General features: G+C 70.7%; 17 protein-coding genes and 1 pseudogene. 6 read left to right on the forward strand and 12 right to left on the reverse strand.

Features of this window, described 5'->3' with window-relative positions:
• Positions 1-255: 255 nt before the first annotated feature.
• Entirely contained in the window at positions 256-1,359 is a 1,104-nt protein-coding gene (locus tag ACQCO7_RS40455) for an aminoglycoside phosphotransferase family protein (protein WP_464076509.1), read from the reverse strand.
• A gap of 234 nt (positions 1,360-1,593) precedes the next feature.
• On the opposite strand from ACQCO7_RS40455, the gene ACQCO7_RS40460 reads away from it, so the two are divergent.
• On the forward strand, positions 1,594-3,087 hold the full coding sequence (locus tag ACQCO7_RS40460) for a DNA-binding protein NsdB (RefSeq protein WP_464076510.1): 1,494 nt from the start codon (positions 1,594-1,596) through the stop codon (positions 3,085-3,087).
• Between the two features lie 67 nt (positions 3,088-3,154).
• On the opposite strand, the gene ACQCO7_RS40465 is transcribed toward ACQCO7_RS40460, so the two are convergent.
• The 3 genes from ACQCO7_RS40465 to ACQCO7_RS40475 all read right to left on the reverse strand — a co-directional run bounded on the left by ACQCO7_RS40465 (position 3,155) and on the right by ACQCO7_RS40475 (position 7,442).
• Positions 3,155-4,507 (reverse strand): SpoIIE family protein phosphatase, encoded by a 1,353-nt coding sequence (locus ACQCO7_RS40465; protein WP_464076511.1) that lies wholly within the window; start codon positions 4,505-4,507, stop codon positions 3,155-3,157.
• A gap of 267 nt (positions 4,508-4,774) precedes the next feature.
• Positions 4,775-5,800 carry a Gfo/Idh/MocA family protein gene (locus ACQCO7_RS40470; RefSeq protein ID WP_464077415.1) on the reverse strand — a complete coding sequence of 342 codons (1,026 nt, stop codon included), beginning with the start codon at positions 5,798-5,800 and terminating at the stop codon, positions 4,775-4,777.
• A 61-nt stretch (positions 5,801-5,861) separates the two neighbouring features.
• Entirely contained in the window at positions 5,862-7,442 is a 1,581-nt protein-coding gene (locus ACQCO7_RS40475) for an alpha/beta hydrolase (RefSeq protein WP_464076512.1), read from the reverse strand.
• A 309-nt stretch (positions 7,443-7,751) separates the two neighbouring features.
• Between ACQCO7_RS40475 and ACQCO7_RS40480 the strand changes: the two genes are divergently transcribed.
• Entirely contained in the window at positions 7,752-8,426 is a 675-nt protein-coding gene (locus ACQCO7_RS40480; RefSeq protein WP_464076513.1) for a chaplin, read from the forward strand.
• Positions 8,427-8,475: 49 nt separating this feature from the next.
• Here ACQCO7_RS40480 and ACQCO7_RS40485 read toward each other — a convergent pair whose 3' ends face one another.
• Positions 8,476-8,949 carry a nucleoside deaminase gene (locus tag ACQCO7_RS40485; protein WP_464076514.1) on the reverse strand — a complete coding sequence of 158 codons (474 nt, stop codon included), beginning with the start codon at positions 8,947-8,949 and terminating at the stop codon, positions 8,476-8,478.
• 80 nt (positions 8,950-9,029) lie between these two features.
• Between ACQCO7_RS40485 and ACQCO7_RS40490 the strand changes: the two genes are divergently transcribed.
• A complete protein-coding gene (locus ACQCO7_RS40490) occupies positions 9,030-9,806 on the forward strand; it encodes a GNAT family N-acetyltransferase (RefSeq protein ID WP_464076515.1) in 777 nt (258 codons plus the stop codon).
• Between the two features lie 269 nt (positions 9,807-10,075).
• Here ACQCO7_RS40490 and ACQCO7_RS40495 read toward each other — a convergent pair whose 3' ends face one another.
• On the reverse strand, positions 10,076-11,452 hold the full coding sequence (locus tag ACQCO7_RS40495) for an IS1380 family transposase (protein ID WP_464076516.1): 1,377 nt from the start codon (positions 11,450-11,452) through the stop codon (positions 10,076-10,078).
• A 297-nt stretch (positions 11,453-11,749) separates the two neighbouring features.
• Here ACQCO7_RS40495 and ACQCO7_RS40500 point away from each other — a divergent pair, with 297 nt between their 5' ends.
• Positions 11,750-12,955, forward strand: coding sequence for an ISAs1 family transposase (locus ACQCO7_RS40500; RefSeq protein ID WP_464076517.1), 1,206 nt, complete (start codon positions 11,750-11,752; stop codon positions 12,953-12,955).
• Positions 12,956-13,255: 300 nt separating this feature from the next.
• Here ACQCO7_RS40500 and ACQCO7_RS40505 read toward each other — a convergent pair.
• Positions 13,256-13,327 (reverse strand): annotated as a pseudogene (locus tag ACQCO7_RS40505) (nitroreductase family deazaflavin-dependent oxidoreductase); the annotation flags it as partial.
• Positions 13,328-14,315: 988 nt separating this feature from the next.
• On the opposite strand from ACQCO7_RS40505, the gene ACQCO7_RS40510 reads away from it, so the two are divergent.
• Positions 14,316-16,703, forward strand: a complete 2,388-nt coding sequence (locus ACQCO7_RS40510; protein ID WP_464076518.1) for an ATP-binding protein — start codon at positions 14,316-14,318, stop codon at positions 16,701-16,703.
• Between the two features lie 437 nt (positions 16,704-17,140).
• On the opposite strand, the gene ACQCO7_RS40515 is transcribed toward ACQCO7_RS40510, so the two are convergent.
• The gene (locus ACQCO7_RS40515; RefSeq protein WP_464077453.1) at positions 17,141-17,338 is read right to left on the reverse strand and encodes a hypothetical protein; all 198 of its coding nucleotides are present in this window, start codon (positions 17,336-17,338) and stop codon (positions 17,141-17,143) included.
• Positions 17,339-17,755: 417 nt separating this feature from the next.
• On the opposite strand from ACQCO7_RS40515, the gene ACQCO7_RS40520 reads away from it, so the two are divergent.
• Positions 17,756-18,289, forward strand: coding sequence for a hypothetical protein (locus ACQCO7_RS40520; RefSeq protein ID WP_464076519.1), 534 nt, complete (start codon positions 17,756-17,758; stop codon positions 18,287-18,289).
• Positions 18,290-18,357: 68 nt separating this feature from the next.
• Here the strand turns inward: ACQCO7_RS40520 and ACQCO7_RS40525 are convergent, their stop codons facing one another.
• From ACQCO7_RS40525 to ACQCO7_RS40540, 4 genes are all read right to left on the reverse strand, one after another.
• Positions 18,358-19,869 (reverse strand): helix-turn-helix domain-containing protein, encoded by a 1,512-nt coding sequence (locus ACQCO7_RS40525; RefSeq protein ID WP_464076520.1) that lies wholly within the window; start codon positions 19,867-19,869, stop codon positions 18,358-18,360.
• 1,297 nt (positions 19,870-21,166) lie between these two features.
• The gene (locus ACQCO7_RS40530; protein ID WP_464076521.1) at positions 21,167-22,543 is read right to left on the reverse strand and encodes an IS1380 family transposase; all 1,377 of its coding nucleotides are present in this window, start codon (positions 22,541-22,543) and stop codon (positions 21,167-21,169) included.
• Between the two features lie 180 nt (positions 22,544-22,723).
• Positions 22,724-24,694, reverse strand: coding sequence for a zinc ribbon domain-containing protein (locus ACQCO7_RS40535; protein ID WP_464076522.1), 1,971 nt, complete (start codon positions 24,692-24,694; stop codon positions 22,724-22,726).
• Complete coding sequence (locus tag ACQCO7_RS40540) at positions 24,691-25,317, reverse strand: IS607 family transposase (protein ID WP_464076523.1); 627 nt, start codon at positions 25,315-25,317, stop codon at positions 24,691-24,693. Before ACQCO7_RS40540 ends, ACQCO7_RS40535 begins: the two co-directional genes overlap by 4 nt.
• Between the last annotated feature and the right edge of the window lie 222 nt (positions 25,318-25,539).

Genomic DNA, 25,539 nt, shown 5'->3' on the forward strand with positions numbered 1-25,539 from the left:
GGGGACCCCCAGCGGCGTTGCCGAAACGCCCACGTGACTCCTCCCCCAAGCTCTCGGCTTCGCTCGACCAGGGGGCACCCCCATCGCGGGCGCTCCGGCGCCTTGCGATCTGGGGGTCCCCCCTGCTCGCCAGAGCTTGGGGGAGCACCAGACGACGTGCGCTGATCCGACCGGGGATGCGACACAGGCTCTGACGCGCTGAGGGCCTGCGATGCACCGCCGCTCTGGCGCACCGCAGGCCCTCGGTCCATGGGGTCAGCGCGTGCCGACCGCCGCGCGTACCGCTCGCCGTGCCATCTGGCTGTCGTCGTGCAACCGCCGCAGCAGCAGGCGCTGTTCCTCGCCGGACTGCTGGGAGCCGTGCGCGGGCGCCGGGTCGTGCAGAGCGCGCTGGACGGCCGTCTCGTACGTACGGATCTCGCGCGTCAGGACCAGCATCAGGTTCACCAGGAACGCGTCCCGGGAGGCCGGGCCCGCCGCCTGGGCGAGCTGGCTGATCTGGCGGCGGGCGCCCGGCGCGTCCGCCAGGACCGACCACAGGACCGCCAGGTCGTAGCCCGGCAGGTACCAGCCGGCGTGCTCCCAGTCCACGAGGACCGGGCCCGCCGGGGACAGCAGCAGGTTGGAGAGCAGCGCGTCCCCGTGGCAGAACTGCCCCATCCCGCCCCGGCCCGCCGACTGCGCGATGCCGTGCAGGAGCTTCTGGAGGTCGCCGAGGTCGCGGTCGGTCAGCAGGCCGAGTTCGTGGTAGCGGGAGATCCGGGCCGCGTAGTCGAGCGGCGCGTCGAACGTGCCCGCCGGGGGCCGCCAGGCGTTCAGCCGGCACACGGCGGCCAGTGCCGCCCGGATGTCCGCGCGCGGCGGCGCCTGAACCGGATGCCGCGTCAGCGCCGCGACCCGGCCCGCCATCCGCTCGATGACCAGGACGCAGTTCTCCGGGTCCGCCGCGATCAGCCGGGGCGTGCGCACCGGCGGACGCTGCCGGACGAACGTGCGGTACGCGGCTATCTCGTGCCGGCCGCGCTCCGCCCACGCGGGGGAGTGGTCCAGCAGACACTTCGCCACGGCCTGCTTGCGTCCGGTCGTACCGGCGAGGAGGACCGACCGGCCGCTGCGCCGCAGCACCTGCACCGGGGCGAAGTCCGGGCAGATCCGGTGCACCGAGGCGAGCGCGGTGCGCAACTGGGCGCCCTGCGGGCCCGAAAGGTCCAGTCTGCCGCTGAGGGGTGGTGTCCCGGCGCCCGCCGGCCTGCGCTGCCGCACCATGCCGGGGGCGACGGGTGCGAGGTAGGGGCCACCACCCTGGCGGGGGTAGACGGGCCGGGGCGGCGCGGACACGGAGGACGATGCTGCGTACATGGGCGAGACAGATCCCTTCGTGTGCCTGCGAACTAGGTGCGCCGCCCGGCCCGGTCACCCAGGTGCACCCTGGGGAGTGTCCCCGGACGACCGGGTCGGGGTGGCGCTTTCCTACCTGACACCCGATCGGCCGTGGCACACCACGTGGCGGACCCTGGCGAAGCCTGGCGAATAGTCGCCCGGCAACCACGGCGCGGCTACTGTCGACCTCAGCCGAGAACCTGGGGGCTTGACGTGAGCGGAGAACCCAACACCCGACTGTCGGACCTGTTCGGCCTGGCCGGCTGGTCCAAGGGGGAACTCGCGAGACTGGTGAACCGGCAGGCGGCGGCCATGGGCCACCCCCAACTGTCCACCGACACCTCGCGTGTGCGGCGCTGGATCGACACGGGAGAGATCCCGCGCGATCCCGTACCGCGGGTGCTGGCGGCCCTGTTCACCGAGCGTCTCGGCCGTGTCGTGACCATCGAGGACCTCGGTCTGGTCCGGCACGGGCGTCCGGGGAAACGGCAGAGCGGCGGGAGCACTGAGCGTCCCGACGGGGTTCCGTGGACGCCCGACCGGACGGTCGCGTTCCTCACCGAATTCACGGGAATGGACCTCATGCTCAACCGACGCGGCTTGGTGGGCGCGGGCGCCGCGCTCGCCGCGGGCTCCGCACTCAGCAGCGCCATGTACGACTGGCTGCACACCGACCCGATCCTGTCCGCCGACGCTCCCGTCCTCGACCACCCCCTGAACGCCGACCCCATAGGGTTCGACCGCTACGAGGCCGCCCCCATCGGGGCCGAGGAGATCGAGGCGCTGGAGCGCTCCGTGGAGGTGTTCCGCGCCTGGGACGCCGCCCGGGGCGGGGGACTCCAGCGCAAAGCGGTGGTGGGACAGCTCAACGAGGTGGGCGGCATGCTCGCCTACCGCCATCCGGCACACCTCCAGCGCCGCCTGTGGGGTGTCGCCGCCAACCTCGCCGTCCTCGCGGGCTGGATGTCCCACGACGTCGGCCTCGAACCCACCGCCCAGAAGTACTTCCTGATCGCCGCCCACGCCGCCCGCGAGGGCGGGGACCGGCCCCGCGCCAGCGAGGCGCTGTCGCGTGCGGCGCGGCAGAAGGTGCACCTGGGCGAGCCCGGCGAGGCGCTCGACCTGATGCGGCTCGCCCAGTCCGGCGCCGGGCCCGAGACCCTGCCGCGCACCCGGGCCATGTTCCACACCGTCGAGGCGTGGGCGCAGGCCGCCGAGGGCAAGGGGCAGGCCATGCGCCGCACCCTCGGCAAGGCGGAGGACCTGTTCGCCTCCGCCCGGGACGACGGGCCCACGCCGAGCTGGATGCAGCTCTTCAACGAGGCCGACCTGTACGGCATGCAGGGCCTCGCCTACCGCACCCTCGCCGAGCACGATCCGGGCGCGGCGGCCCAGGCGCAGTACTTCGCCGACAAGGCCCTCGCACTGCGGGACGACACCCAGCAGCGGTCCAGGATCTTCGACCACCTGTCGATGGCCTCGGCCCTGTTCATCGCGGGGGACGCGGAGCACGCCCACCACTACGCGCGGGAGGCGCTGTCGTCCATGGGCGCGAACTCGTCGCTGCGGACGTGGGACCGGCTGGGCGACATGTACCGGCTGACCGGGCCGTACGCGAAGGTGCCGAAGATCGCGCAGTTGCGGGAGGAGATCAAGTCGGCGTTGCCGAGGGCGAGGGGCGGGAGGGGGGCGGTGGTGTCGACGTGAGGGTGGTCGGCGTGAGGGCCGGGAAGGCGGCGTGCGGTCTGATGATCTGATCGTCAGACTCTCGTTGTCACCCCAGCACCCTCGCCGCCAGTACGCATGCCGAGTCCTCGCCGGTGTGGGGTTCGGCCGCCGCCTCGGCCGCCTGCTGTGCCGTCCTCGCCTCCACGAGCCGGGAGGTGAGGACGGGACGGGCGTCCGGGTCGGTGTGCAGGAGGAGGAGGTCACCCGGTTCCAGGAGTATCTCGGACGGGCGGTGCACGGCACCCGGCGCGGCGCCGAGGAGGGCGCCGCCGGGCCCGGTCAGACGGCGCCCGGCGCCGCCGCGGACGAGCAGCGGGGCGCAGGGGCCCGCCTGGGCCCAGGTGAGGATGCGGGTCGCGGGCCGGTAGCGGCAGTAGACGACACCGGCGAGCGCGGGCCGTTCCCCCGCGCCGAGGAGCTGCCCGAGTAACCCGAGCAGCCGCCCGGGCTCGGTGCCGGCCAGCGCCATCCCGCGCAGCGCGCCCAGCAGCATCGTCGCCGTGGACTCCAGCGTCTCGGCGTTCCCCGTCAGCGAGCCGACCGTGAACACCGTGTCACCGCCCGGCAGTTGGACCGAGTCGAACCAGTCCGCGCCGATCGGGACGCCGTTCGCCGCGGGCAGGTGCAGCCCGGCGACGTCCAGTACGGCGGGCGCCTGGCGCGGGAGCCGCAGGGAGCCGCACCAGGGCGGTGACGCGGCTCCCCGCGACTCGACCGCGAGCCGTGCCTCGGTACGCGGACGCGGCCCGCCCCGGCGGAGCGAGTCACGGGTCTCGGTCACCGCCCGCTGGCTGCGTCGCAGTTCGCTGACGTCCCGCAGCACCGCCCACATCGAGGCGGTGCACCCGTCAGCGCCGAGCACGGGCTCGCCCATCAGGTGCACGGTCCGCACCTCGCCGCCCGGCCGTACGACGCGGAACTCGCCGTCGATGGGCCGCGAGTCGATGAGGCAGTCCGTCACCATCGCCGTCAGCTTCGGCCGGTCCTCCTCCAGGACGAGCGACGGAAGCTCGTCCAGGGTCAGCGCCGGGGCCGCCGGATCGCGGCCGAGGATGCGGTGGAACTCCGCCGACCACACCGCCTCGTCCGCCATCAGGTTCCACTCCGCGCTGCCGACCCGGCTGAGCAGGGAGGCGCGCCGGGGAGCGGTCGGCGCGGCCTCCGCTGCCCCGGGAGGCCCGTCCCGCAACTGGGCCAAGTGCTCGTCCAGGTCGCTGAGTTGGTGCAGCGCCAGGTCGTACAGCGCGCGCTGCCACAGGTCCGCAGGCTCGCAGCCGGTGGGACGGGTGTCCCGGCGTACCGCGGCCACGTCCCCGCGCAGCTGTCGCGCCTGCGATATCAGCGCGTCGACCGGGCCGGGCCGGTCGGCTGGGTGGTCCGCGGAGAGAGGGGACGGCATGACGCACTCCGATGCGGGGACGGTTCGGCCGAGGTTGCCGAACGGAAAGGCCGTTACGACTGTTGCACAGCGCGCGACGTCGTGTAAGGGATTCGGCAACACACCTTCAGGTGATGCGCTCGGCATATGCCACCGGCTTCCCGGACGGCTTCCCGGGCTACCGACGGGTACACCTCGCGCTCTCCAAGTCGTAGACGTGGCACGGGAGTTGCCGGTTGCATCAGGGCAGCACAAGGGCCTCACGCGGGTGTTCGAACCCCGTACGCCCTATCCCGTCGCACCGGCGTACAGCTCCGGCCGCGCGGCGAGTTCCACGGCCACCCGCCCGCCCCCGCGCAGCGACCGCACCCCCGCCTCGGCGACCGCCGACGCCGCGTACCCGTCCCACACCGAAGGCCCGGTCACCCTGCCCTGCCGGGTCGCGTCCACCCATGCGCGCACCTCACGGTCGTACGCGTCCGCGAATCGCACCACGTAGTCCTGCGGCACCTCCGTCGCCGCCGTGCCCGACACGGTGAGCAGCGGGCCCTGGTCGTCGCCGATGCGGGCGCTGCCGTGCTCGCCGACCGCCTCGCAGCGGACCTGGTAGCCGGAGCGGCAGTTGACGAACACCTCGACGTCCACGAGGGCGCCGCCGGACGTCTCGAACACCACGAACTGCGGATCGGCCAGCCCCTCGGGAGCCTCCGCCGACGGGCGCGGGCGCAGCACCGTCACCGCCGTCAGCTCCTCGCCCAGCAGCCAGCGCGCCGCGTCGATCTCGTGCGCCACCGAGTCCTCGATCAGCATCTCGCTCGTGAAGAACGACGGGGAGGCCGCGTTGCGGTGCACACAGTGCAGCATCAGCGTCCGGCCCAACGCGCCTGCGTCCAGTACCGACTTGAGCCGCAGGTACCCGGCGTCGTAGCGCCGCATGAACCCCACCTGCGCGAGCCTGCGCCCGAGCCGCGCCTCCGCCTCGACGACCCTGAGGGCGCCCGCCGGGTCCGGCACCATCGGCTTCTCGCACAGCACCGGCAGGCCGCGGTAGAACGCCGCGAGCAGCGCCGCTTCGTGCGCGGGACCGGGGGAGGCGATCAGGACGGCTTCGACGCCGGGTGCCTCGACGGCGGCCTCGGCCTCCGCGTGGACGGTGACGCCGTCGACCCCGGCCGCCGCCTCTTTCGCGCGGTCGGTGTCCGGGTCGGCGACCGCGACAACCCTGGCGCCGCTGACCACTTGGTCCAGCCGCCGTATGTGGTCCGCCCCCATGTGACCGGCTCCCAGCACGGCGACCCCCAGCAACTCCGACACGTCCACGGCTCCTCTCGCAGCGATGGTCACCAGGGTGTCACGCGAGGTCAAGAGGCCGTCCTTACGGTTCCTCGTCCGCCCCGCACGAACTCCCGCTCGGCGGCAGCGATCCGTCCAGCAGGAAGTCGTTCACCTTCCGCCGCACACACCGCGAGGAGGCGTAACCGGTGTGCCCCTCACCGCGGTTGTCGAGGACGACGGCCGCGCTGCCGAGCCGCGCCGCGGTCTCCGTCGTCCAGCGGTACGGCGTCGCCGGATCGCCCCGCGTCCCGACGAGGAGCAGCTTCGGCGTACGGAGGTTCTTGACGTCCTCGCGGATGAACTCCGTGCCCTTGGGGCGGCCGTGGCACATCAGGGTCTCGGCGAGGCGGTACGGGCCGAAGACGGGGGACGCCTGCTGGAAGGAGGCGCGCAGGGCGGGGAGACCGTCGGTGATCCGGCGGGCGGTGGGGCGGTCGGGGTCGTCGGCGCAGTCGATGGCCATCAGGGCGGCGGCCATGTTGTCGAGGGGGACGTCGGCGGGGTCGGTCAGGGGGGTGTGGACGCCTTTCGGCGGAGGGGAGTCGGGGCGCCGGGTGTGCGGAGTCGCCTTCTCGCGGGGGAGATGCGTCGCCTGGTGGCGCGGCGAGTCGAGGCCGCCCGCCGCGAACGACTGCACCCCGCTCGGGTCCCCGTCCCGGGTCAGCCGCTCCAGCCCGACCTGGAGCGACGGCCACCAGTCCTTCCGGTACAGCGCCTGGCCCAGCGCGCCCACGAGGTCCTGGCCCGTGAACTCCCCGCCCAGATAGGACTGCACGGGGTGCGCGTCCAGCGACCGCACCAGCCGTACGACCTCCTCCCGGGCCGCGCGCGGCTCCTTGCCCAGCGGACAGGCCGGGCCCCGCGCGCACCAGGACGTGAAGTCGTCCAGCGCCACCTGCTGTCCCCGCGCCCCCGCGATGCCCTGCTCGGCGGCCGGCTCGGTCAGCGTGTCCACCCCGTCGAGCGCCAGCCTGCCGACGCGGCCCGGGAACTGCGCCGCGTACACCGCGCCGAGCCGTGAACCGTACGAGAAACCGAGGTAGTTGAGTTTCCGCTCGCCCAGCGCGGAACGGATCACGTCGAGGTCGCGCGCGGCGAACACCGTTCCCACGTACGGGAGTACAGGACCCGAGTGTTTCGTACAGAGCCCGGCGATCTTCCGGAGCCGCTCCAGCAGCGCCCGCGGGTCGTCGCCGGTCACCTCCTCCTCGTCCTCCTCGTCCGAGGCCCAGTCCCCGCAACTCACCGGCGAGGAGCGGCCGACGCCCCGGGGGTCGAAGGAGACGACGTCGTAGTGGTTGGTGAGATTGGCGAACGTCCGGCGGCTGTAGGCGAGTTCGGGTACGCCCGCCGCGCCGGGCCCGCCGAAGTCCAGGACCACCGAGCCGTGTTTCTCACCGGTGGCCCGGTACCGGGCGAGCGCGAGTTCGAGGGTCCCGGCGCCGGGGTGCGCGTGGTCGAGGGGGACCGTGACCTTGCCGCACTCCAGATCCTTCGGCACGTCCTGGTCCTCGCACGCCGACCAGGCGACCCGCTGCCGGTCGAAGCGGGCGGGATCCGGGGCGGGCGCGGCCGTCCCGGCGCCGAGCAGGGAGACCGCGACGACCAACGTGACCAGCATCGATGCCTCCCGGAGCGCAGTGCCCACGGTCACGATAGGCGGGGTTCGCGGGGCACGCCCGCCGGGGTGCGGGGGGGTGCGGGGGGGTGCGGGGCGGGGTTACGCTGCGGGCCCCTCTTGGCTGTCCGGCATGACCCTCGCGGCCGATTCGACGGCTTTACTGCCAGTTCGACAAGCGGGTCACTCGATGGGGTGGAAGGACGATGAGCCATAACTCCGATGGTTCGCCCGCGTTTTAACCGGTGCGGGTGGAGACGCCCGTGTCCGGTGCGGGGAACGCCCGCGCCCCGACTGGAAGGCAGGGACCCCATGAGACGGGTGACCCGAACCGGCGTGATCGCCGTCTTCGCCGCGTCCGGTGCGATGGCCGTGACGATGCCCGCCCACGCCGACTCCGCGGCGGACGGCTCCACTGCCGACTCGCCCGGCGCGGTCTCCGGGAACACGGTCCAGCTTCCCGTGCACATCCCGGTGAACCTGTGCGGCAACACCGTGGACGTCGTCGGGCTGCTGAATCCGGCGATGGGCAACAAGTGCGTGAACTCCTCGTCAGGACCGGGCAGTTCGGGGTCGACTGGTGCGGGGTCGGCCAGCGGCGGTGGCGCCCACGCCGCCGGGAGTGCGCATGACTCGCCGGGCGTCCTGTCCGGCAACGGCATCCAACTGCCCGTGCACCTCCCCGTGAACGTCAGCGGGAACAGCGTGAACGTCGTCGGCGCGCTCAACCCGGCGTTCGGCAACGAGGCGGTCAACACCTCGCACGAGGACCCGCCGGCCCGCCCCGTCGACCCGGCGCCGCAGCACCCGCAGCCGCACCGGCCGGTCGACCCCGTACCGCGCGCCGAGGCGCCCACCCCGAGGATGAACGTGACGCTGGCCAGCACCGGGGCCGACGGGCAGGGCCCGCTGCTCGCGGGGAGCGCCGCGCTCGTCCTCGGCGGGGCCGCGCTGTACCGGCGGTCCCGGGCGCGGATGGTGCGCTGAAGGGTGTGACAGTGCGCTGAGGGCCGTACCGACCGAGCCGGTACGGCCCTCAGCGCGTGTGGAAACGGCGGTGCAACTCCCGCACCTCACCGGCCAGTTCCGGTACCGGGCCCTCGACCGCCACGCCGGGCGCGACCTCGCGGACCGGGAGCGTGCGCACCGGAGGCGCCGGGACACCCAACTCCGCGAGCCAGGCGCCGAGTTGCTCGGACGAGGCGACGTACACGATCCGGCCCAGGCCCACCCACGCGTGCGCCGCCGCGCACATCGGGCAGTGCTCGCCGGACGTGTACACGGTCGCCGCCGCGCGCTCCTCGGGGGACAGGTGCGCCGCCGACCAGCGGGCCAGTTCGAATTCCGGGTGGCGGGTGCGGTCGCCGGAGGCCACCCGGTTGTGGTCCTCCGCGAGGACCGTCCCGTCGGCGCCGACCAGCACCGAGCCGAACGGCTCGTCCCCGGCGTCCAGCGCCTCCGCCGCGAGTTCCACCGCCCGGCGCAGGTGCGTCAGCTCCGAGTCCTTCACGTACGTCCTCCTGGTGGGCAAGATCCTTCGGGCCGGGTAATTGTGTTGTGGGCGGGGTGGCGGGGTGCTGGAGTGATCGTATGAACAATGCCGACATCCTCGCCCTGTACGACCGTGAGATGCGCCGGGGCGCCCGCCCCGACAGCTCCGACGCCCGCATCGAACGCACCGGGCAGGTCGTCCGGCAGATCGCCTCCGCCGAGGGGTGGAACGGGATCCTGTGGTCCGGGCTCGACGCGGGCGACGCGGACGCGGTGATCGCCGAGCAGGTCGCGCTCTACACGGGGCTCGGGCGCGAGTTCGAGTGGAAGACGTACTCCCACGACACGCCCGCCGACCTGGGGGAACGCCTCCAGGCCGCCGGGTTCGTGCCCGACGACGCCGAGACCCTCCTCATCGCCGGGACGAAGACCCAGCTCACCGGGGCCGAGCCGCCCGAGGGGGTCCGGATCGAGCCCGTCACGGACATGGCGGGGGTCGAGCTGATGGTCCGCGCCAACGAGCGCGCCTTCGGGCGGGACGGCTCCTGGCTGCGGGATCTGCTGCGGGTGCGTCTCGTGGAGGACCCCGACCTCCTCGTCGCCGTCGTCGCCCTCGCCGGGGACGAGCCGGTCAGCTCCGCCCGCATGGAGCTGATCCCGGGGACCCGGTTCGCGGGGCTGTGGGGTGGCGGGACGGTTCCCGAGTGGCGGGGGCGGGGGATCTACCGGGCGCTGATCTCGTACCGGGCCCGTATCGCCGCCGAGCGGGGGTTCGAGTTCCTCCAGGTCGACGCGACGGAGGACAGCCGGCCGATCCTGGAGGGGCTGGGGTTCGCGAAGTTGGGGACGACGACGCCGTATATGTATACGCCGTGAGGGGGTTGGGGGTGCTGGGGTGCTGCGGGCCGGCGCAGGTGTGTCGGCGGGGGCGTACCGCGCGGTGAACTCGCCTTCGGCGGGGGCTTCTTGGGCGGGGGAGCCCTAGCCTCGAAGTTTCGTGACGGTCCGCTGACGGAGTCGGTGGACCGTTTTCGTGCTGTGGGCTGAGGCTGTGCAGGCCGAGGGCCCGAGTGTCGTCTCGGGGTGGCGCCGGGTTCCACTGCTCCGGGTGTTGAGCTGCTGTCGTAGGGGCGGGAATCCGTTGGTCAGCCGGGGTTCGGCAGGAGTGCGAGCCGTTCGAGAGCGGTGGTGATGTGGCTGGTCCAGGGCCAGTGGCGGGCCAGGCGGAGGATCCGCCGACGGCCGGTGGTCACGAGCTGCCCGGCTGCGGTGAACAGGCGGAGCCGCAGCCGGCGGGGCTCCCAGAGACGGGCCTTGCCCGTCAGCGCGAGCATCGGCATCCAGGCCAACAGGTCCAGTGCGATCTGCACGATCTCCAGCCAGATCCGGTTCTGGGCCGTGCGGTGCAGAGGGAGATTACGCAGGCCGGTGGCCCGGGCGGCACGGATGCGGTCCTCGGCCCGGGCCCGCAGCCGGTGACGGAGCGCGAGCTCGGCGATCGGCCGGCCCGAGGTATTGGTGGCGAAGCAGGTCAGCCGCATGCCGTCCGCGTCCATGAGTCTCAACTGGGCCCCGGGGTGCGGCCGTTCCTTCCTGACGATCAGCCGCATGCCCTTGGGCCAGCCGTCCAGGACACCGCCGGCGAGTTCGGCGACCCAGGCACCGTCGCGGATCTCGCCGCCGGTCTCGACGGCCGCCGTCCAGGCCGATGCCGGAACCTTCAGCACATGCTGGTGGATCGCCTCGGTGATCACCATGCCGACCGAGTAGGACAGCCACCGTCCCCGCCGGGCCAGCCAGCCGACGAAGTCGTGGGTGCCGCCCGCGGAATCGGTGCGGATCAGGGTCCGGCGCCCGCGCCGGTACTTCTTCGGCAGTTGGTCCAAGGCCAGTCGGGCGGCGGTGATGTGGTCGGTCGCCGTGTTCGATCCCGCGTTGCCTGGGCGCAGGAGAGCCGCGACGGGTTCTCCGGTCCCTCCGCAGCCATGGTCGATGAGCCCCATGAGCGGGTGGTGGCCGTAGGTCTTCTTCCAGGTCGGGGCGGCGTCCTGCTTGTCGGAGTGCGCGACGACCAGGACCCCGTCCAAATCCACGATCACCTGCCCGCCGGCATCCGGAGCCTGCTCGCCAGCCAACTCCCAGACCATTTTGCGGACTTCGGAACGTGCGGCGCGGATCGCGGTCAGTGCCTTCTCGCCCGAGGCGGCGAGGGTGTCGATCAGCCGGGAGACCGTCGGATCGGAAGCCACCGGGCCGAACACGCCCGGCTCGGCCCGCAGCATGCCGACGTCGGCCAGGCAGTCGCCGCCGAGTGCGACGGCCAGGGCCACATCCAGCAGGACCTTGCCCGGATCGTGCACGGCCCGCGGCTTGCGCCACGGCGCGAGTCCCGCCGATATCGCCGCGTCCAGGCCCACCTTGCGGACCGTCTCGACCAGCAGCACCGACCCGGCCTGCGAGACCACCCCACGGCCGCCGCCCTCGACTCGGACACGCGGGTACGACCCGCTACTCTTCTTCACCTGGAGAGTGCTTCTTTCCTTGCGGCTGACAGGACCCTCGACAAGTCCCATCGTTGCAGTTCAGCAGCACTCTCCATTTATTTGATCAAGACCCGGACACACCCCACTCGCGAAAGCGCGAGGCTAACAGTCCCTTAGGGATGCAGGGGCATTGCGTGATTGGGATTGGTCCGGTTCGCCGGTCTCATGAGTGACGTGGCGTCATGTCCGTTGTGCGGCAAGGGGCCCAGGAGAGCAGAGCAGGCACGGTGCTGGTGATCATGTGGTTGTCGAGACCCATGAGAACCGAGCGAGACCGTGCCTGCGCGAACATCATTGCCCATCCCTCCCGCACTGGGGCAACCGGGTTCCCCAACCGATCCCCTCACCTCAAGCGATGTTGCTGACCTGCGGCGTTTCCTGATCCTGGTCGCCGATCCTCGCGATGCGCGAGGACTGCGGTATCCGGCCCTCGCGCTGCTGTGCGCAGCCGTCTCGGCGGTGCTGACCGGGGCTCGCTCGCTCATCGCGATCAGCGAGTGGATCACCGATGCCCCGCAGCATGTGTTGGGCGTCCTCGGCTTCGCTGTCGATCCACTCACCGGCCTGCGGCCGGTGCCGCACGCCGCAACCGTGCGGCGCCTGCTGCAACGTGTGGACGGTGACGAGCTGGACGCGGCAATCAGCGCGTATCTGCAGGCCAGAACACCGCCCCCGATCAAGCCGGAGGCAGAGAAAGGGCCGGTGCGACGGGTGATCGCGGTTGATGGCAAGGTGGTCCGCGGATCGCGAACCGCAATGGCCACGGCGATTCAACTGCTGGCGGCGATGGACCACCACGGCGTGGTCCTGGCCCAGCGACAGGTCGTTTCCAAGAGCAACGAGATCCCCTCCTTCGCGCCGTTGTCGGACGGTCTCGAGCTGGAGAAAACGGTGGTGACCGCCGACGCTCTGCACACCCAGCACGACCACGGGACCTATCTGACCAGTCGCGGCGCGCACTACGTGGCCGTCGTGAAGAAGAACCATCCGGGCCTGTACTCCCAGATCAGGACACTGCCCTGGCGGGACATCCCGCTCGGGCACTGCACTCGCGACCACGCCCACCACCGCGACGAAATCCGCCGGCTCAAGGCCGCCGCGTTCAGCCACCTCGACTACCCCGGAGCCCGCCAGGCGATCCAAGTCGTACGGTGGCGACGCGACTTGAGCACCGGGAAGCTGACCATCGAGCGCGTCTACCTGATCACCAGCCTGAGCGTCTTCGACGCCAACTGCACCGAGCTCGCCACCTGGATCAGAGGCCACTGGGGTATCGAGAACCTCCTGCACCACGTGCGGGACCGCACGTTCCGCGAGGACGACTCCAAGGTCCGCACCGGCACCCTGCCTCGCGCCATGGCCTCCCTGCGCAACCTCGCCATCAGCGTCTTCCGCCAGGACGGCCAGACCAACATCGCCGCCGCCCTACGTCACACCGGCCGCGACTACCACCGGCCCCTACGAGCCATCGGCCTCACGTGACGAACCCAGACAGATCTCGATCACGCAATGACCCTGCTTAGGGATGAGCCAGCGGATCACGATCCATTTCAGCACGAGGTCGGCGACCAGACGCGCTGCCGGTTCCGACGGGACGACCGGGCGAGGGCCGAGGTGGGCAATGAAGGAAACGGGCACCACCCCGTCACCTCCCCAACCAGGCAGAGCAGTTGAGAAGATCGCCCCTGCGCCGCAGCTCACTCAGGCGTGGTGCGGCAACTCAGGACGGGGCGGACGGGCAACGGTTTTCAGTCGCGCTTCCGCACCAGGTTCGGCCGGCCTTCAGCGCCGTACGATCCGGAAGATCCGTATCTCCCGCTCGACCCGCGCCTGGTACGTCGCGTACGGCGGCCAGTTCGTCGAGGTGTTGAACGCGGACCGGTTCGACCTCGTGTGATCCGTTGATCGACTGAGTCATGAGGTCCAGGTCGGTCTGTACATATGTACGGACCGACCTGGACGTTTTTCGTTGTCTCCACCCGCCATGCTCTCGCGTGTTCTCCGTGCCCCCCGCAAACCCGAACCCGATGCGTACGCTGCCGTTTCGGCCGGGATTGGCATGCGCGCGTCGTGTGTGGAATCGGGGGGCTCCGTGGACCCGGGGTGGCCGGGAGCGCCGCAAGGAGGCCGTCGTGGCGGTGGCCAAGAACGCCGGGGCCCGTGACCACTGCCGCCGGGATGTTGCGAAGCGGCTCACACCCCATCTGAGCAGGTCGCATGTTGTCTGAGCGTGCACCCCACGTATGAGCAAAATTTCCCGGGCCGTGGGGCAAGAAACGCAAAAATCGGCCTCAATAATGCGCAGATCGAGTGCATTTGCCCCGGAGGAGACGTCCACTAAGTGGCGGGACTCCACCGGTCCAGCAGCGGACCACAGGAGCGACATGAGCGAAATCGTAGGATAAGTTTGCTTTTGCGGCTCGAGCGCCGTCGTCAACGAGTCGCACTCCTTCGTCTGCACGCGTTGCGGGCACGGCTGGGAGCCGGTCTTCGAGATGACCACACCGAGGTCGACAGCGTCGACGGCCACGATTTCGTGCTCAACGTGGCGCACGGGCGAGTCGTACTGTCGCTGCTGAGCCGCCCCGCGTGCCAGAACTGCGACGGGCACGTCGTGCGCGTCATGCGGGCCGGGCAGATCTGCTCGGTGCTCAGTGTCTCCTGTCAGCACAAGGTGCCCCCGGCCGGATCAATGGAGGTACCGGTGGCGGCGGCCGAGGGACAGCCCGACGGACCGACCCGGGCGCAAGGCGAGGCGCACTCACCTGAGCCACCTCTTCCCGTACTGCCAGGACAGCCTGGTGTGGACCGGTGCCGACCCGCGCTCAAGAAAGAGAACCGGATGACCGCCACTGAGCACGGGAATCTGCCCACCGCCTTGACCGCTTTCGTGGGCAGGCGGCACGAGATCGCCGAGATCCGCCGCCTGCTCTGCACACGGCGGTTGGTGACGCTCACCGGCATGGGCGGTGCGGGCAAGACACGGCTGGCACTGGAGGTGTCCGCCGCGGCCCGGGAGTCGTTCCCGGACGGGGTCTGGCTGGTGGACCTCGCCCCGGTGAACGGCCCCTCAGCGGTGATGGCCAGGGCGTCCAGCGCGCTGCGGGTGCCCGACCTGGACCGTCTCACCGGCTACCTGGCCGGACGGCGAGCCCTGCTGGTGCTCGACAACTGTGAGCACCTGATCGACGCCTGCGCCGAACTGGCCACCACGCTCCTGGCAGCCGCTCCCGAACTGCGCATCCTCGCCACCAGCCGTCACATCCTGGACGTCCGGGGCGAGCAGGTGTTCGCCCTCGCGCCGCTTCCGGAGGCCGAGGCGGTGGAGCTCCTGCTGGACCGTGCCACCGCCGTCCGGCCGGACTTCCGCGTCGAAGAGGCCGACCGCCCGGGGCTCTCCCGCCTGTGCGCGGACCTGGACGGGCTGCCTCTGGCGATCGAGCTGGCCGCGTCCCGGCTGCGCACGCTGTCCGTCGGGCAGCTCACAGAACGGCTGGAGAACCGCTTCGCGCTGCTCACCGGCGCCAGCCGGACGGCCCCGGTCCACCACCGCACCCTGCGCGGGGTGATCGACTGGAGCCACGAGCTGTGCACCCCGGCCGAGCGGCTGCTGTGGGACCGCCTGACAGTCTTCGCCGGCGGCTTCAGCCTGGAGGCCGCCGAGGTCGTCTGTTCCGGGGAGGGCATCGCCGAGGCAGAGGTGTTGGACGTCCTCGACCGGCTGGTCGCACAATCCGTCGTCCTGACCTGTGAATACGACGGCCCGCCGCGCTACCGGCTGCTGTCCACCATTCGGGAGTACGGCCGGGAGCGGCTCAGGGAGTCCGGCGAGCAGGACGAACTGCGCCGCCGCCACCGAGACTTCTTCCTCGCCCTTGCTCACCGCGTGGACCAGAGCTGGTACGGGCCTGGCCAGTCCGAGAAACTGGCCCGACTGCGCGCCGAGCACGCCAATCTGCTGGCCGCCCTGGACTACGACGGCGATCCGCGGGCCCGGTTCGCCCTGGCCGCCTCGCTGTGCTGGCACTGGTCCACCGGCGGCTTCCTCAGCGAGGGGCGCCGCCAGTTCGAGCGGGCGTTCGCCGCCTCGCGCGAGCCCAGCCCCGAGCGTGCCCGCGCGCTCCTCTGCGCCGCCTGGGTGGCGCAGACGCAAGGCGACCTGGCAACGGCCGACGGCTGGCTGGACGAGGCCGACGCACTGGGCCAGTCGTCGGGTGACACTTGGGTGCGAAATAGGGCGAGCGGCCTGCGCGGCGTCTCGGCGCACTACCGGGGGCAGCTCGAGGAGGCCATCCGCCGGTACGAGAATGCCTTGTCCGCCGCGACAGCGCTGGGCGACGAGCACGAGGCGACCACCTGGCGGCTCGCGCTGGTCAGCGGCCAGACGTACGCCGGCGATCCCCGGGCGACGGAGACCGGCGAACGCGTCGTCGCCGCCTCCGAGGCGAGCGGCGAGCGGTGGGGCCGGGCCCTGACTCTGATGGCCCTGGGCCACGACGCATGGGCCCGCGGTGACCGAGAAAGGACCAAGACCCTGGTCAGGGCTGCACTGGAGAGCATGCGGGGTTTCGACGACCACGCGATGGTCGCCACGATGCTGGGGCTGCTCGCCTGGGCCACCGCCGAAGGCGGCACCCACGAGCGGGCCGCCCGGCTGCTTGGTACGGCGGACGTCCTGTGGCGCGACGCGGGCAGCTCGCTCTCCGCGTTCGGGCCGCAGATGGCCGAGCAGCACGAGCGGTGCGAACGGGCCGTCATCGACGCGCTGGGCGAGGCGGTATACACGAAGGCCTTCGCCGAAGGCAGTGCGCACGACACCCCCGGCCGGGCCGTCGACTTCGCCCTGACCGCCGAATCCGACGGTGACACCGAGCCCGAGGAGAGCACCCCGCCCGTCCCTGCGGAGCCCGGCCACCAGGCGCGGGCCGCCGACGACCAGCGGCCCGGCACGTTCCGATTCGGCGACGTGTTCTACTGCACCGCGTCACTGGAGGTGCACCGGAACGGGGAACGCCTCCACCTGACCACGACCGAGCTGAAGCTGTGGCGCGAGTTCGCCGCCTCTCCCGGCACGGTGCTCACCCGGGAGATCCTGCTGGAGCGGGTCTGGGACCACGCCTGGGTCGGCGACACCCACGTGGTGGACGTCCAGGTGATGCGGCTGCGCGCCAAGATCGGCCGAGAGCGGATCGAGACGGTCCGCGGCTTCGGCTACAAGCTACGCACCTGAGCCGTGGACGGCCGTCACCGCCCGGCTGTCGCCATGCGCCGCCCAGGTGGTGAGCGGCCTCGAAGGCGCCGGGACAGGCACGCAGGCCGGGCAGCATCTCCGCGGTGGGTCGTGCGGCATGTCCGCGATACGCGGCAGTTCCTGGGCGAGGGTCCGGCGCAGGACAGCGGCCGACGGATACCGGCCGGGTCCGGGCAGAGAGCGCTGCCCGGCGAAGGCATCGTCGCACTCCACGCCGAAGCAGAGTAGACGCGGGGAAGGCGACAGCGTGCTGCGTCATACCCGGAACGGGCGCCCGGTTCGGCCGACCGGCTCACGCAACGAACCGGAAAGGCCGCACCCGGAATCCCCGGGTGAGCCGGCCCTGCAAAGGGCTCGCAGCCCGATCGACAACGAGGGGAGGGCCGAGCAGGGCTCGGCCCTCCCGTCCGTTGGCGTCAGTGACGGCCCATGTAGTGGAAGCTGCCGTAGTGGTCGTCCGTCCAGAAAACGTCGCCGGTCCGGATGTTCCGGACGACAGCCCGCTTCCACCGGGAACTTGAAGCCGCCCTGACCGGGGTCAGGGCGGTGGCGTGGTGTTCGCCTTTGCCGGCGTCCAGGCCGAGGAAAACGCCGATTTCGCTGATGTCGATCACGTGCACTCTCCGGTCGTACCCGTCCCGGCCTCACCTGCGGCACCAGCTGCCGGCATCCACATTACGAAGAGCCTCCCAAGTCCCAGAAGAACCGGTGGTCATGCCCCTAGTCAGCGGTCTGCCAGCGCCCGGCACCGGTGACACCACCCCCAGATCATGATCAACAGGGGCGAGCAGTCATGCCGGGCCCGGAGGCCGGGAACCCTATTGCGGGGCCGAGGAAGACGGCAATGGGGGGGGCGGTACTACTTCCGCAGGGGTCTTTCGTGCCGTGCGTGTGTCGACTGTCTCGCAGTGTCGGGCAGGAGGTTGTCCACACTAATCGGCAGGGGATAGCTGGACAATTGCTTGGATGTGAGGATTTGCCGTAAGCCGCCGAACATGGCGGAGTGGCAAGTGAAAGAGAATCCGATCAGCATGAAGAAACTCGTTGTCAAGAGCAGGCGTGCGTTCGCCGTGGGCTTCGTCGCCTCCACGCTCGCCCTGGGAATAGGTGTCGCCGCCCCCGGTGTCGCCTCCGCACAGCCGGCGCCGGTCTCGGGTAGTGCCCAGCACACCCAGAATCCGCCGAGCAACATGGAATTGGGCATCGACTTCTGGGAGAATATGGGATGGCCGAACTGGCGCAACCTCGGTGACCGGGAGTGGATCGAGGCGGCCCACTGGACTGACAGCAACGGGGTTACCCACTCCGACTTCGTCTTCACCGGCGGCCGGTTCTACGACCGCGACCAGGGCCTCATCAACTTCATGAACAGCCCGGCGGCCCCCAGCACCAGCCACGGGTACACGGGGACCTTCCAGGAGTACAACACGACCATCTACGACCGTCAGCGGGACGACGTGGTTCCCCGGCGTGACGCCAACCGGATCGTCAGGGCGATCGGTACCGGCGACCTGTTCTGGACCGACGACCACTACTCGACGTTCCACTACGCGGGACGGAGCTAGCACATCCGAAGGGGGTGTGACCGCCGCACGGCGGTCACACCCCCTTCTGCCGCGTCCACGCGTTGTGGTCACGCGGCGGGGCGGTGCCCCTGAGCGTGGCGGGAAGCGGTGAGGAACTCGCGTTCCAGACCGGTCAGCTCGTCGGGTTCCTGACAGCTGAGGAAAAGGCTTTCCGCGATGGCGAGGCGCTTGCCGCGATAGAGGTCGCACTCGTCGTGACCGAGCTCCTGCCAGGCTCCCGCCGCCTCGGTCAGATACCGGTGGTGCAGCAGGCGCTCGCGGTCCTCCTCCAGCCACCGACGCAGCCTGGGGGACTCGCTGATCACGGCGTCGTGGGTGAGCTCCGCGGAGTTCTCGCCGAGTGTGACGAGCCGGGCGCCGACCAGCGTGTTCAGCACCGGCCGCGTCTCCCGGTCCTCGAACGCGCGCAGCTCGGACGGCCGCACCGGCCGGCGCACGTAGGAGCGGTTCTCGTCGGGGGCGACAAAACGGCGCAGCACCCTGCGCGCGGTGAGCCGCTGCCGGGCGCACAGCCGGTCGAACACTTCCTCCGCGGTGGTGGCGAGGGCGCCCCGCACCCCGCCCATCTCCTCGTAGTCGGCCAGGGCGAGCACCCGGCCGCGCCGGCGGCACCAGACGCGCAGCAACGCGTTCGAGAGCATGGGCAGCATGGTGGGCTGCCCGAGGAAGTCGTCGACCAGCCGGGCCGTGAGATCACGTTCCACGGCGAGCCCGGCCGCCGCCGCCGGGCGGACGATCGCCTCGCGCAGCTCCGCCGACGTCATCCCCGGCATCCGCACGGTGCAGTCGGTCAGTGTGTCGAGCCAGGGTGTCCGACGCGGGCACCACCACAGGAAGTCCGGCCTGAGGTTGAGGACCACCCTCAGCCGCGATTCCGGTCGCCGCGCGGCCACCAGCAGCTCGACGAACCGCAGCCGCTCGTCCAGGTCCGGCACCGGCGTGCCCAGCTCGTGGGACTCGTCGACGACGATCCAGCGTTCCGGGTCGTTGGCGCCGGGCGACAGCAGCTGCTCGTACGTGGTCGCCGGCCGTGGTCCCGGCGTGATCAGGTGGACGGTGACCGGGTGTCCGGCGCACCGCGCGGCATCTCGCAGGACCGGCAGCAGGCCGGCGCGCAGCAGCGAGGACTTCCCGCTGCCCGACGGTCCGGACAGCGCGGCGAACCGCTTCGTGCGTATGAGGTCGAGCAGGCTGTCCACCACACGGTCGCGCCCGAAGAACAGGTGCCGCTGCTCACTCTCGAACCGCTCCAGCCCCCGGTAGGGCGACAGGGCGACGTCGTCCCGGAACGCGGCCGACTCCTCGGCGGCCCGCGACCACCGTTGCTGCCATTCGTCCGGATTCCCGCCACAGGCCCGGGCGAAGGCCACGACCACGGCCAGGGACGGCAGCCGGTCGCCCGCGGCGGCCTGGGCCAGCGCGGTGGGGGAGTAGTGGGCGCGGCACGCCATCGAACGGTAGGTGGGGCTGCCGGCGTCGCTCCGCAGCGCACGCAGTTCGCTCGCGAAGCGCTGAACGGGACCTTCGCCGGGATCCAGCGGTTTCTCGGGACGACCCATCTTTCCTTCTCTGCCTGGGCACGCGCCCTGCACGGGGATGCGCCTCGGCCGGGACGCACGTTGCCCGGGGGCGCATGTCCGACGCTGCCGGTATCGGCCGGACGGAACAATGGGGGCCGCTTAGAGTGGGTATGTACGGCCGCCGGATGGGTATTGGCGCACGGCAGCAGTGTCCGTGGAGGACGGTGACGGGATGGCCGGGACGGCTGACCAGTGTGGTGCTGCGGGCTTCGGACGGGGTTTCGCGTTCGTCGGACGCCGCCACGAACTCGATCGGCTGCTCAACGCCGTTCGGCGGCCACCAGCTGTGGTGATGGTGAAGGGGGCCCAGTTTCGCCAGGGCGGCAGGGACCAGGGAGGATGGAGCGGCAGGCACGGGACCTCGATGTGATCAGCTGGCGTGGACACCCTGATGATCACCGGTCTCGTGCCTGTGCTGTTGCCACGTCAACTCCCGCTCAACGCGGACGATCCACCCAATCCCGGAACTTGCAACCGTCCTGCGCGGCCGCCGCGACGCCGACCGCCATCGATCGCCTGCTCAGGACAGCACGCTTGCCGCTGGCGGACTTCGCGGAGAAAGGAGACACAGTTCGCTCCTGTTGTTGTGAGACGGGTTCCAGACCTTGTGTCCCGGCGGCGTACTCGACGCCGGACGACGTGGTCGCGGGTTGCTCCTCGGAGCAGCGTTTGTTCACCGACCGCAGACGGCCGGGAAACCCTGCTCGTTGGCTCGTTCCGGTTCCCGGGGCCATTCGCCCCGGTGCCACCAAGAAACCGGTCGTCCATGGCAATGGCCTCCCAGCCGGATCACAGCTGTTTGACAGACGGAAATGACACCCGACTGTGAGAAAGTCCTCCCAAGTGGCCACCGGCGAACCCACGGTCTGTGCCGCTCGCGGTCGGTGAACACGTCGCACAAACACCACAGGCGCACACCAGCCCCGTGACCTGTGATGTCAGGATAAAAACCTAAATATCGTCAGCATCGGCAACTGCGGTGCTGCCACCCTTGAGCTGGTCGCCAGGAGTGGCTGGTGGCTCACCGCGAAATGTTCACGGCTGTCCTGCTGGGCTGACGGGCTCAGGAGGTTGAAGAACCACTCGCCGTCATGTTGATCTTCGGCAGACCTAGCCTCGATCTTTCGTGAGGGTCAGCTGACGGAGTTGGTGGACCCTTTCCCTTTCCGGAGCTGGTGGTGGGCAGGCCGGTGGCCCGGTTGTCGCGTCGGGTGGGCGCCGGGTTCCACTGCCCGGGATCGGGTGGTGCTGTCGTCGGAACGCTGGAGGTTGCTGGTCAGCCAGGGGTGGGCAGGAGCGTGAGCTGTTGGAGGGCGGCGGTGATCTCGCTGGTCCAGGGCCAGTGCTGGGTGAGGCGGAGAATCCTGCGTCGGCCAGTGGTGACGAGCTGAGCGGCCGCGGAGAAGAGGCGGAATCGCAGACGGCGGGGTTCCCGGAGCCGGGCCTTGCCGGTGAGAGCGAGCATGGGCATCCAGGCCAGCAGGTCGAGGGCGATCTGGACGATCTCGAGCCAGATCTTGTTCTGGGCTGCCCGGTGCAGGGGTAGGTTGCGAAGGCCGGTGGCCCGGGCGGCCCTGATGCGGTCCTCGGCCCGGGCCCGCAGCCGGTGACGGAGTTCAAGGGCGGCGATCGGCCGGTCAGGGGTGTTGGTCGCGAAGCATGTGATGCGCATGCCGTCCGCGTCCGTGATTCTCAGCTGGGCGCCGGGATGGGGCCGTTCCTTTCGGACGATCAGCCGCATGCCCTTGGGCCGGCCGTCCAGGAGCTTGCCGGTGAGCTCGGCGACCCAGGCCCCGTCACGGGCCTCTCCGTTGGTCTCGACGGCCGGGGTCCAGGCTGAGGCGGGGATCTTCAGCACGTGTTCGTGGATCGCTTCGGTGACCGTCATGCCGACCGAGTAGGACAGCCATCGGCCTCGTTTCGCGAGCCAGGCGACGAAGTCGTGGGTGCCGCCCGCGGAGTCGGTGCGGATCAGGGTCTGGCGCCCTCGCCGGTAGTGCTTGGGCAGCTGGGCCAGGGCGAGTTGGGCGGTGGTGATGTGGTCGGCGGCGGTGTTGGAGCCGGCGTTCCCGGGCCTGAGGAGGGCGGCGACGGGCTCTCCGGTTCCGCCCGGGCCGTGGTCGACGAAGGCCGTCAGGGGGTGGTGGCCGTAGGTCTTTTTCCACGTCGCGGCCGCCTCTTCCTTGTCGGAGTGGGCGATTACGAGGACGCCGTCGAGGTCGACGGTGACCTGTCCGTCGGCGTCCGGGGCGTTCTTGCCCGCCAACGACCAGGCACGATGGCGGACTTCGGAGCGTGCGGAGCGGATGGCCTGCAGGGCTTTCTCGCCGGAGGCGGCGAGGGTGTCGATCAGGCGGGAGATGGTGGGGTCGGAGGCGACCGGGCCGAAGACGGCCGGCTCACACCGCAGCATCGCGACGTCCGCGAGGCAGTCCCCGCCCAGTGCGACCGCCATGGCGACGTCCAGGAGGGCCTTGCCGGGATCGTGGACGGCCCGCGGTTTGCGCCACGGAGCCAGAGCCTGGGATATGGCCTGGTCAAGACCGGTCTTGCGGACCGTTTCGACGAGCAGGACCGCCCCGGCCTGGGTGACGACCTGGCGGCCATCGTCCTGAACACGGACGCGGGGGTAGGACCCGATAGGGTGCTTCACCTGGGAAGTGCCTCCGGCGGTGGCAGGAACAAGGACCTAGACAATCCTCATTCTTGCTGGTCAGAGGCACTTTCTGCTTTCCTGACCGCCTGCCGGACAACCCGCTTCATGAAAGCGCGAGGCTAGAGGTGGGGCAACTTCTGGAACGGGGGAGCCCTGCGGGTGGGGCAGCGTCTCTAATCAGCTGAGCGATCCCATGTCAGACGTAGTGTCTGGCAGCGGGATTGTCCACCGTGGAGGGGTGGCGTGGGCGTGCAGGTGGAAGCCCGCGCCCAGTGCTGTTCCTCGTGGCTGATGCCGGTTGGTGGGTGTGCTGATCGTTGTCACGTCCTGGTGCCGGTGGGCTGCGCGGGGCAGCCGGGTCCGGTCCGTGTGAGCGTGTCCCTCCGGACGTTTGCCCGCCGGACCTGTGGGTCTGGTGGGGGAGGGTGTCCGGCGTCGCCTGGGCGTCGGACGTGTGGTTCGGTGCCGGGTGGGTCCGGTCTTGGACCGGTCGTTCCGGCTGGTCCTGTCGGCAGTCGGTGCGATGACTGCGCGGGTTTCGAGTTTGTCCACGACCGTGCGGATGACCATGGTGCCGCTGGCGCGGTCCACGACGGTCTTGGTCTGGTGGGTGAGGCCGTGTGCGGCGATCCGTCGCCACGCGCCGTGGTCGCGGTCGCCCTGCCACCGGCAGGAGGGGCAGATGGCCCATTTCCATCCGGGTGTGGTGGGCCGGTCGGGGGCTTTGCGGTGCCGCAGCGGGGTGAGGCACTGGGGGCAGTGCTTGGAGGTGTTCCGTGCCGGGACGGTGACGACGGCGATACCGGTCTCGGCGGCGAGGTGGCGCATGAGGTCCACGATCTGCCCGCGCACGGTGGCGGACATGCGGGTGTTGTGGGTACGGCCCATGCCCTTGGCTTCCATCGACCGCAGGTCTTCGATGTGGATGACGGTCGCGGAGGCGGCGATGGCCTGATCTACCGTCCAGCGTGCGGCAGCCCACGCGAGGGCGTCGTTGAGGTTCGAACGACGGTCGGACACATAGCGGATCTCGTCGGTCAGGACCGCATGTCCGGCCGCCAGGCGATGGTCGGCGTCGCCGCCGATGAGCCGCTGGTAGTGGTCGGCCTTGGCGTGCAGACGCTCGGACTGTCGGCGCAAGCGATGCTGCTTGGCGAGAACACCGACCGCCCGGAACTGGGCACCGGAGCCGAGGGCGGTCATCCGTCCGTCGTCGTGCAGGCGTGCGGCTCCGGCGGACAGCAGGGTGTTCAGGCCCCAGTCCACGCCCAGCGCGATCGTGTGACCGGTCCGCTGTGTCTTGGGTACGGCGTGGGTGTAGGCGAGATCCGCCCGCACGTCGCCTTGGTGGATACGCAGGGTGGGCAGGTGCAGCACCGCCGAGGCCGGGACGGTCGGCGGCAGCGAGATCGGGCAGGCCACCCATGTCCAGTCGCTGCAGGACTGAGGATCGGGGCGTGTGGGGAGCTTCAGGCGCAGCAGTGCGCGGCCTGGTTCGTCGGCACGCTCGATGGTGGCCTGCTGCCCGTCGCAGGCGGACAGCAGCAGCATGCGTGCGACACGGGGCGCGGGCTCCAGCTCGAACACATCGGCCGGCATCCGGCCGTTCTTGGCGTTGAAGGAAGCCGTCTGCCGGGTGCGGGACTTGATCACACTGGACGGCAGACACCGGCCGCCAGGCACCGCCTCGCGTACCGCGTCCCACTCCTCGCCAGTGCGCTTCGCCGGGTCGGCGGGCCACGTCGTGAGGACACCGGCCGTCAGGTCGGCACGCCACTTCGCCGACCGCAGAGCACGCCCGGCCTGTTCCTGCGCCATGCGGACGATCCGGTCGTTGACCCGGATACCGTCCGGTGCGGTCACGGTCCAGCCGAGGCGGCGCAGCGCCATCCACGCGTTCGACGGCAGCTTCCGGCCGCCCGCGTCCTCGCCGGAATCGAGGACGTCCACGTCGGTGGTGTTCCAGTGCCCGGCCAGGAGTTCGCCGGTCATGCCGGACACCAGATCAATAGCCCAGCCCACGCGCTGGGCGAGCGTGGCGGAGGTCAGGAGTTCGCCGGTTTCCTCGTCCACGCCGGTACGAAGCAGACCACGGACGCACGCGGAAGGGGAGGTCTCGCCCTCGGTGAGCGGCAGCTTCCGGCTCACGCGGCATCGGCGTCTTCGGCGCACTGGCCGGTCTCAGCGAGCAGTCGCTTGCGGGCCTCCGCGCTTCGCATCCCGTACAGGCGGCCCGCGAACGTGGTGACCAACGAGACGAAGTCTTCGAGGAGTTCGTCCCGGCCACCGGACTTCTTCGGGTGGAGGACTTCGAGAGTGACGCCGTACACGGCGAACAGGCGCTTGAGCCAGCCCACACCGAACCGGGCCAGGCGGTCCTCATGCGTCACCCGCACCACCGTCACCGAGCTGTCGGAGACCATCGCCAAAACCCGGTTCAGGCCCGGCCGGTTCTCCCGCAGACCCGAGCCACGGTCCTTGACGACCTTCACGACCTCACCCGTGGACGTGGCCCGCAACTCCTCCTCCTGCGCGGCCAGCGAGGACTCCTGCCCCGACGAACCCGACACACGCACATACAGAACCTCCCGCCTCGGGCGGGAGGTTGCCGAGGCAGGGCCGCGTTTCATGTTCTCCACATCGACCGAGGAGAACCGGCGCTCACGACCAACCCAGGAGAACGGGATCTTGCCGTCGGCAGCCCACTGGCGAAGCGTCATCGGGTGAATCCCCAGACGCTTCGCGGCCTTGGACATACGCAGCAACTCCATGTGCCCAACTATGTATGCGCAACACTAGGGATTACTAATGAAGTTGGTGAGCCTCGGGAACGCGGGGAGTCTTGTGGGCGGGGCCTCTGGAACGCGGGGAGCGGGGTGCCTCTTGAGCGGGGCGCTTCCTGACCGGGGAACCTTCCGATCGCCGGACCCGCGTGCACGTTCCGTCCGAGTGGGCCCGCCGTGCGTTGAGGGGAGCCGAGGCGGCGGGCCCGG

The sequence above is a fragment of the Streptomyces saintjeani genome (assembly GCF_055409605.1).

Coding starts and splice junctions, on each gene's coding strand:
- ACQCO7_RS40480 (WP_464076513.1), top strand. CDS start 7,752: ATGAGACGGGTGACCCGAACCGGCGTGATCGCCGTCTTCGCCGCGTCC.
- ACQCO7_RS40525 (WP_464076520.1), bottom strand. CDS start 19,869: ATGGGTCGTCCCGAGAAACCGCTGGATCCCGGCGAAGGTCCCGTTCAG.
- ACQCO7_RS40465 (WP_464076511.1), bottom strand. CDS start 4,507: ATGCCGTCCCCTCTCTCCGCGGACCACCCAGCCGACCGGCCCGGCCCG.
- ACQCO7_RS40475 (WP_464076512.1), bottom strand. CDS start 7,442: ATGCTGGTCACGTTGGTCGTCGCGGTCTCCCTGCTCGGCGCCGGGACG.
- ACQCO7_RS40540 (WP_464076523.1), bottom strand. CDS start 25,317: ATGGAGTTGCTGCGTATGTCCAAGGCCGCGAAGCGTCTGGGGATTCAC.
- ACQCO7_RS40520 (WP_464076519.1), top strand. CDS start 17,756: ATGAAGAAACTCGTTGTCAAGAGCAGGCGTGCGTTCGCCGTGGGCTTC.
- ACQCO7_RS40455 (WP_464076509.1), bottom strand. CDS start 1,359: ATGTACGCAGCATCGTCCTCCGTGTCCGCGCCGCCCCGGCCCGTCTAC.
- ACQCO7_RS40490 (WP_464076515.1), top strand. CDS start 9,030: ATGAACAATGCCGACATCCTCGCCCTGTACGACCGTGAGATGCGCCGG.
- ACQCO7_RS40510 (WP_464076518.1), top strand. CDS start 14,316: ATGACCGCCACTGAGCACGGGAATCTGCCCACCGCCTTGACCGCTTTC.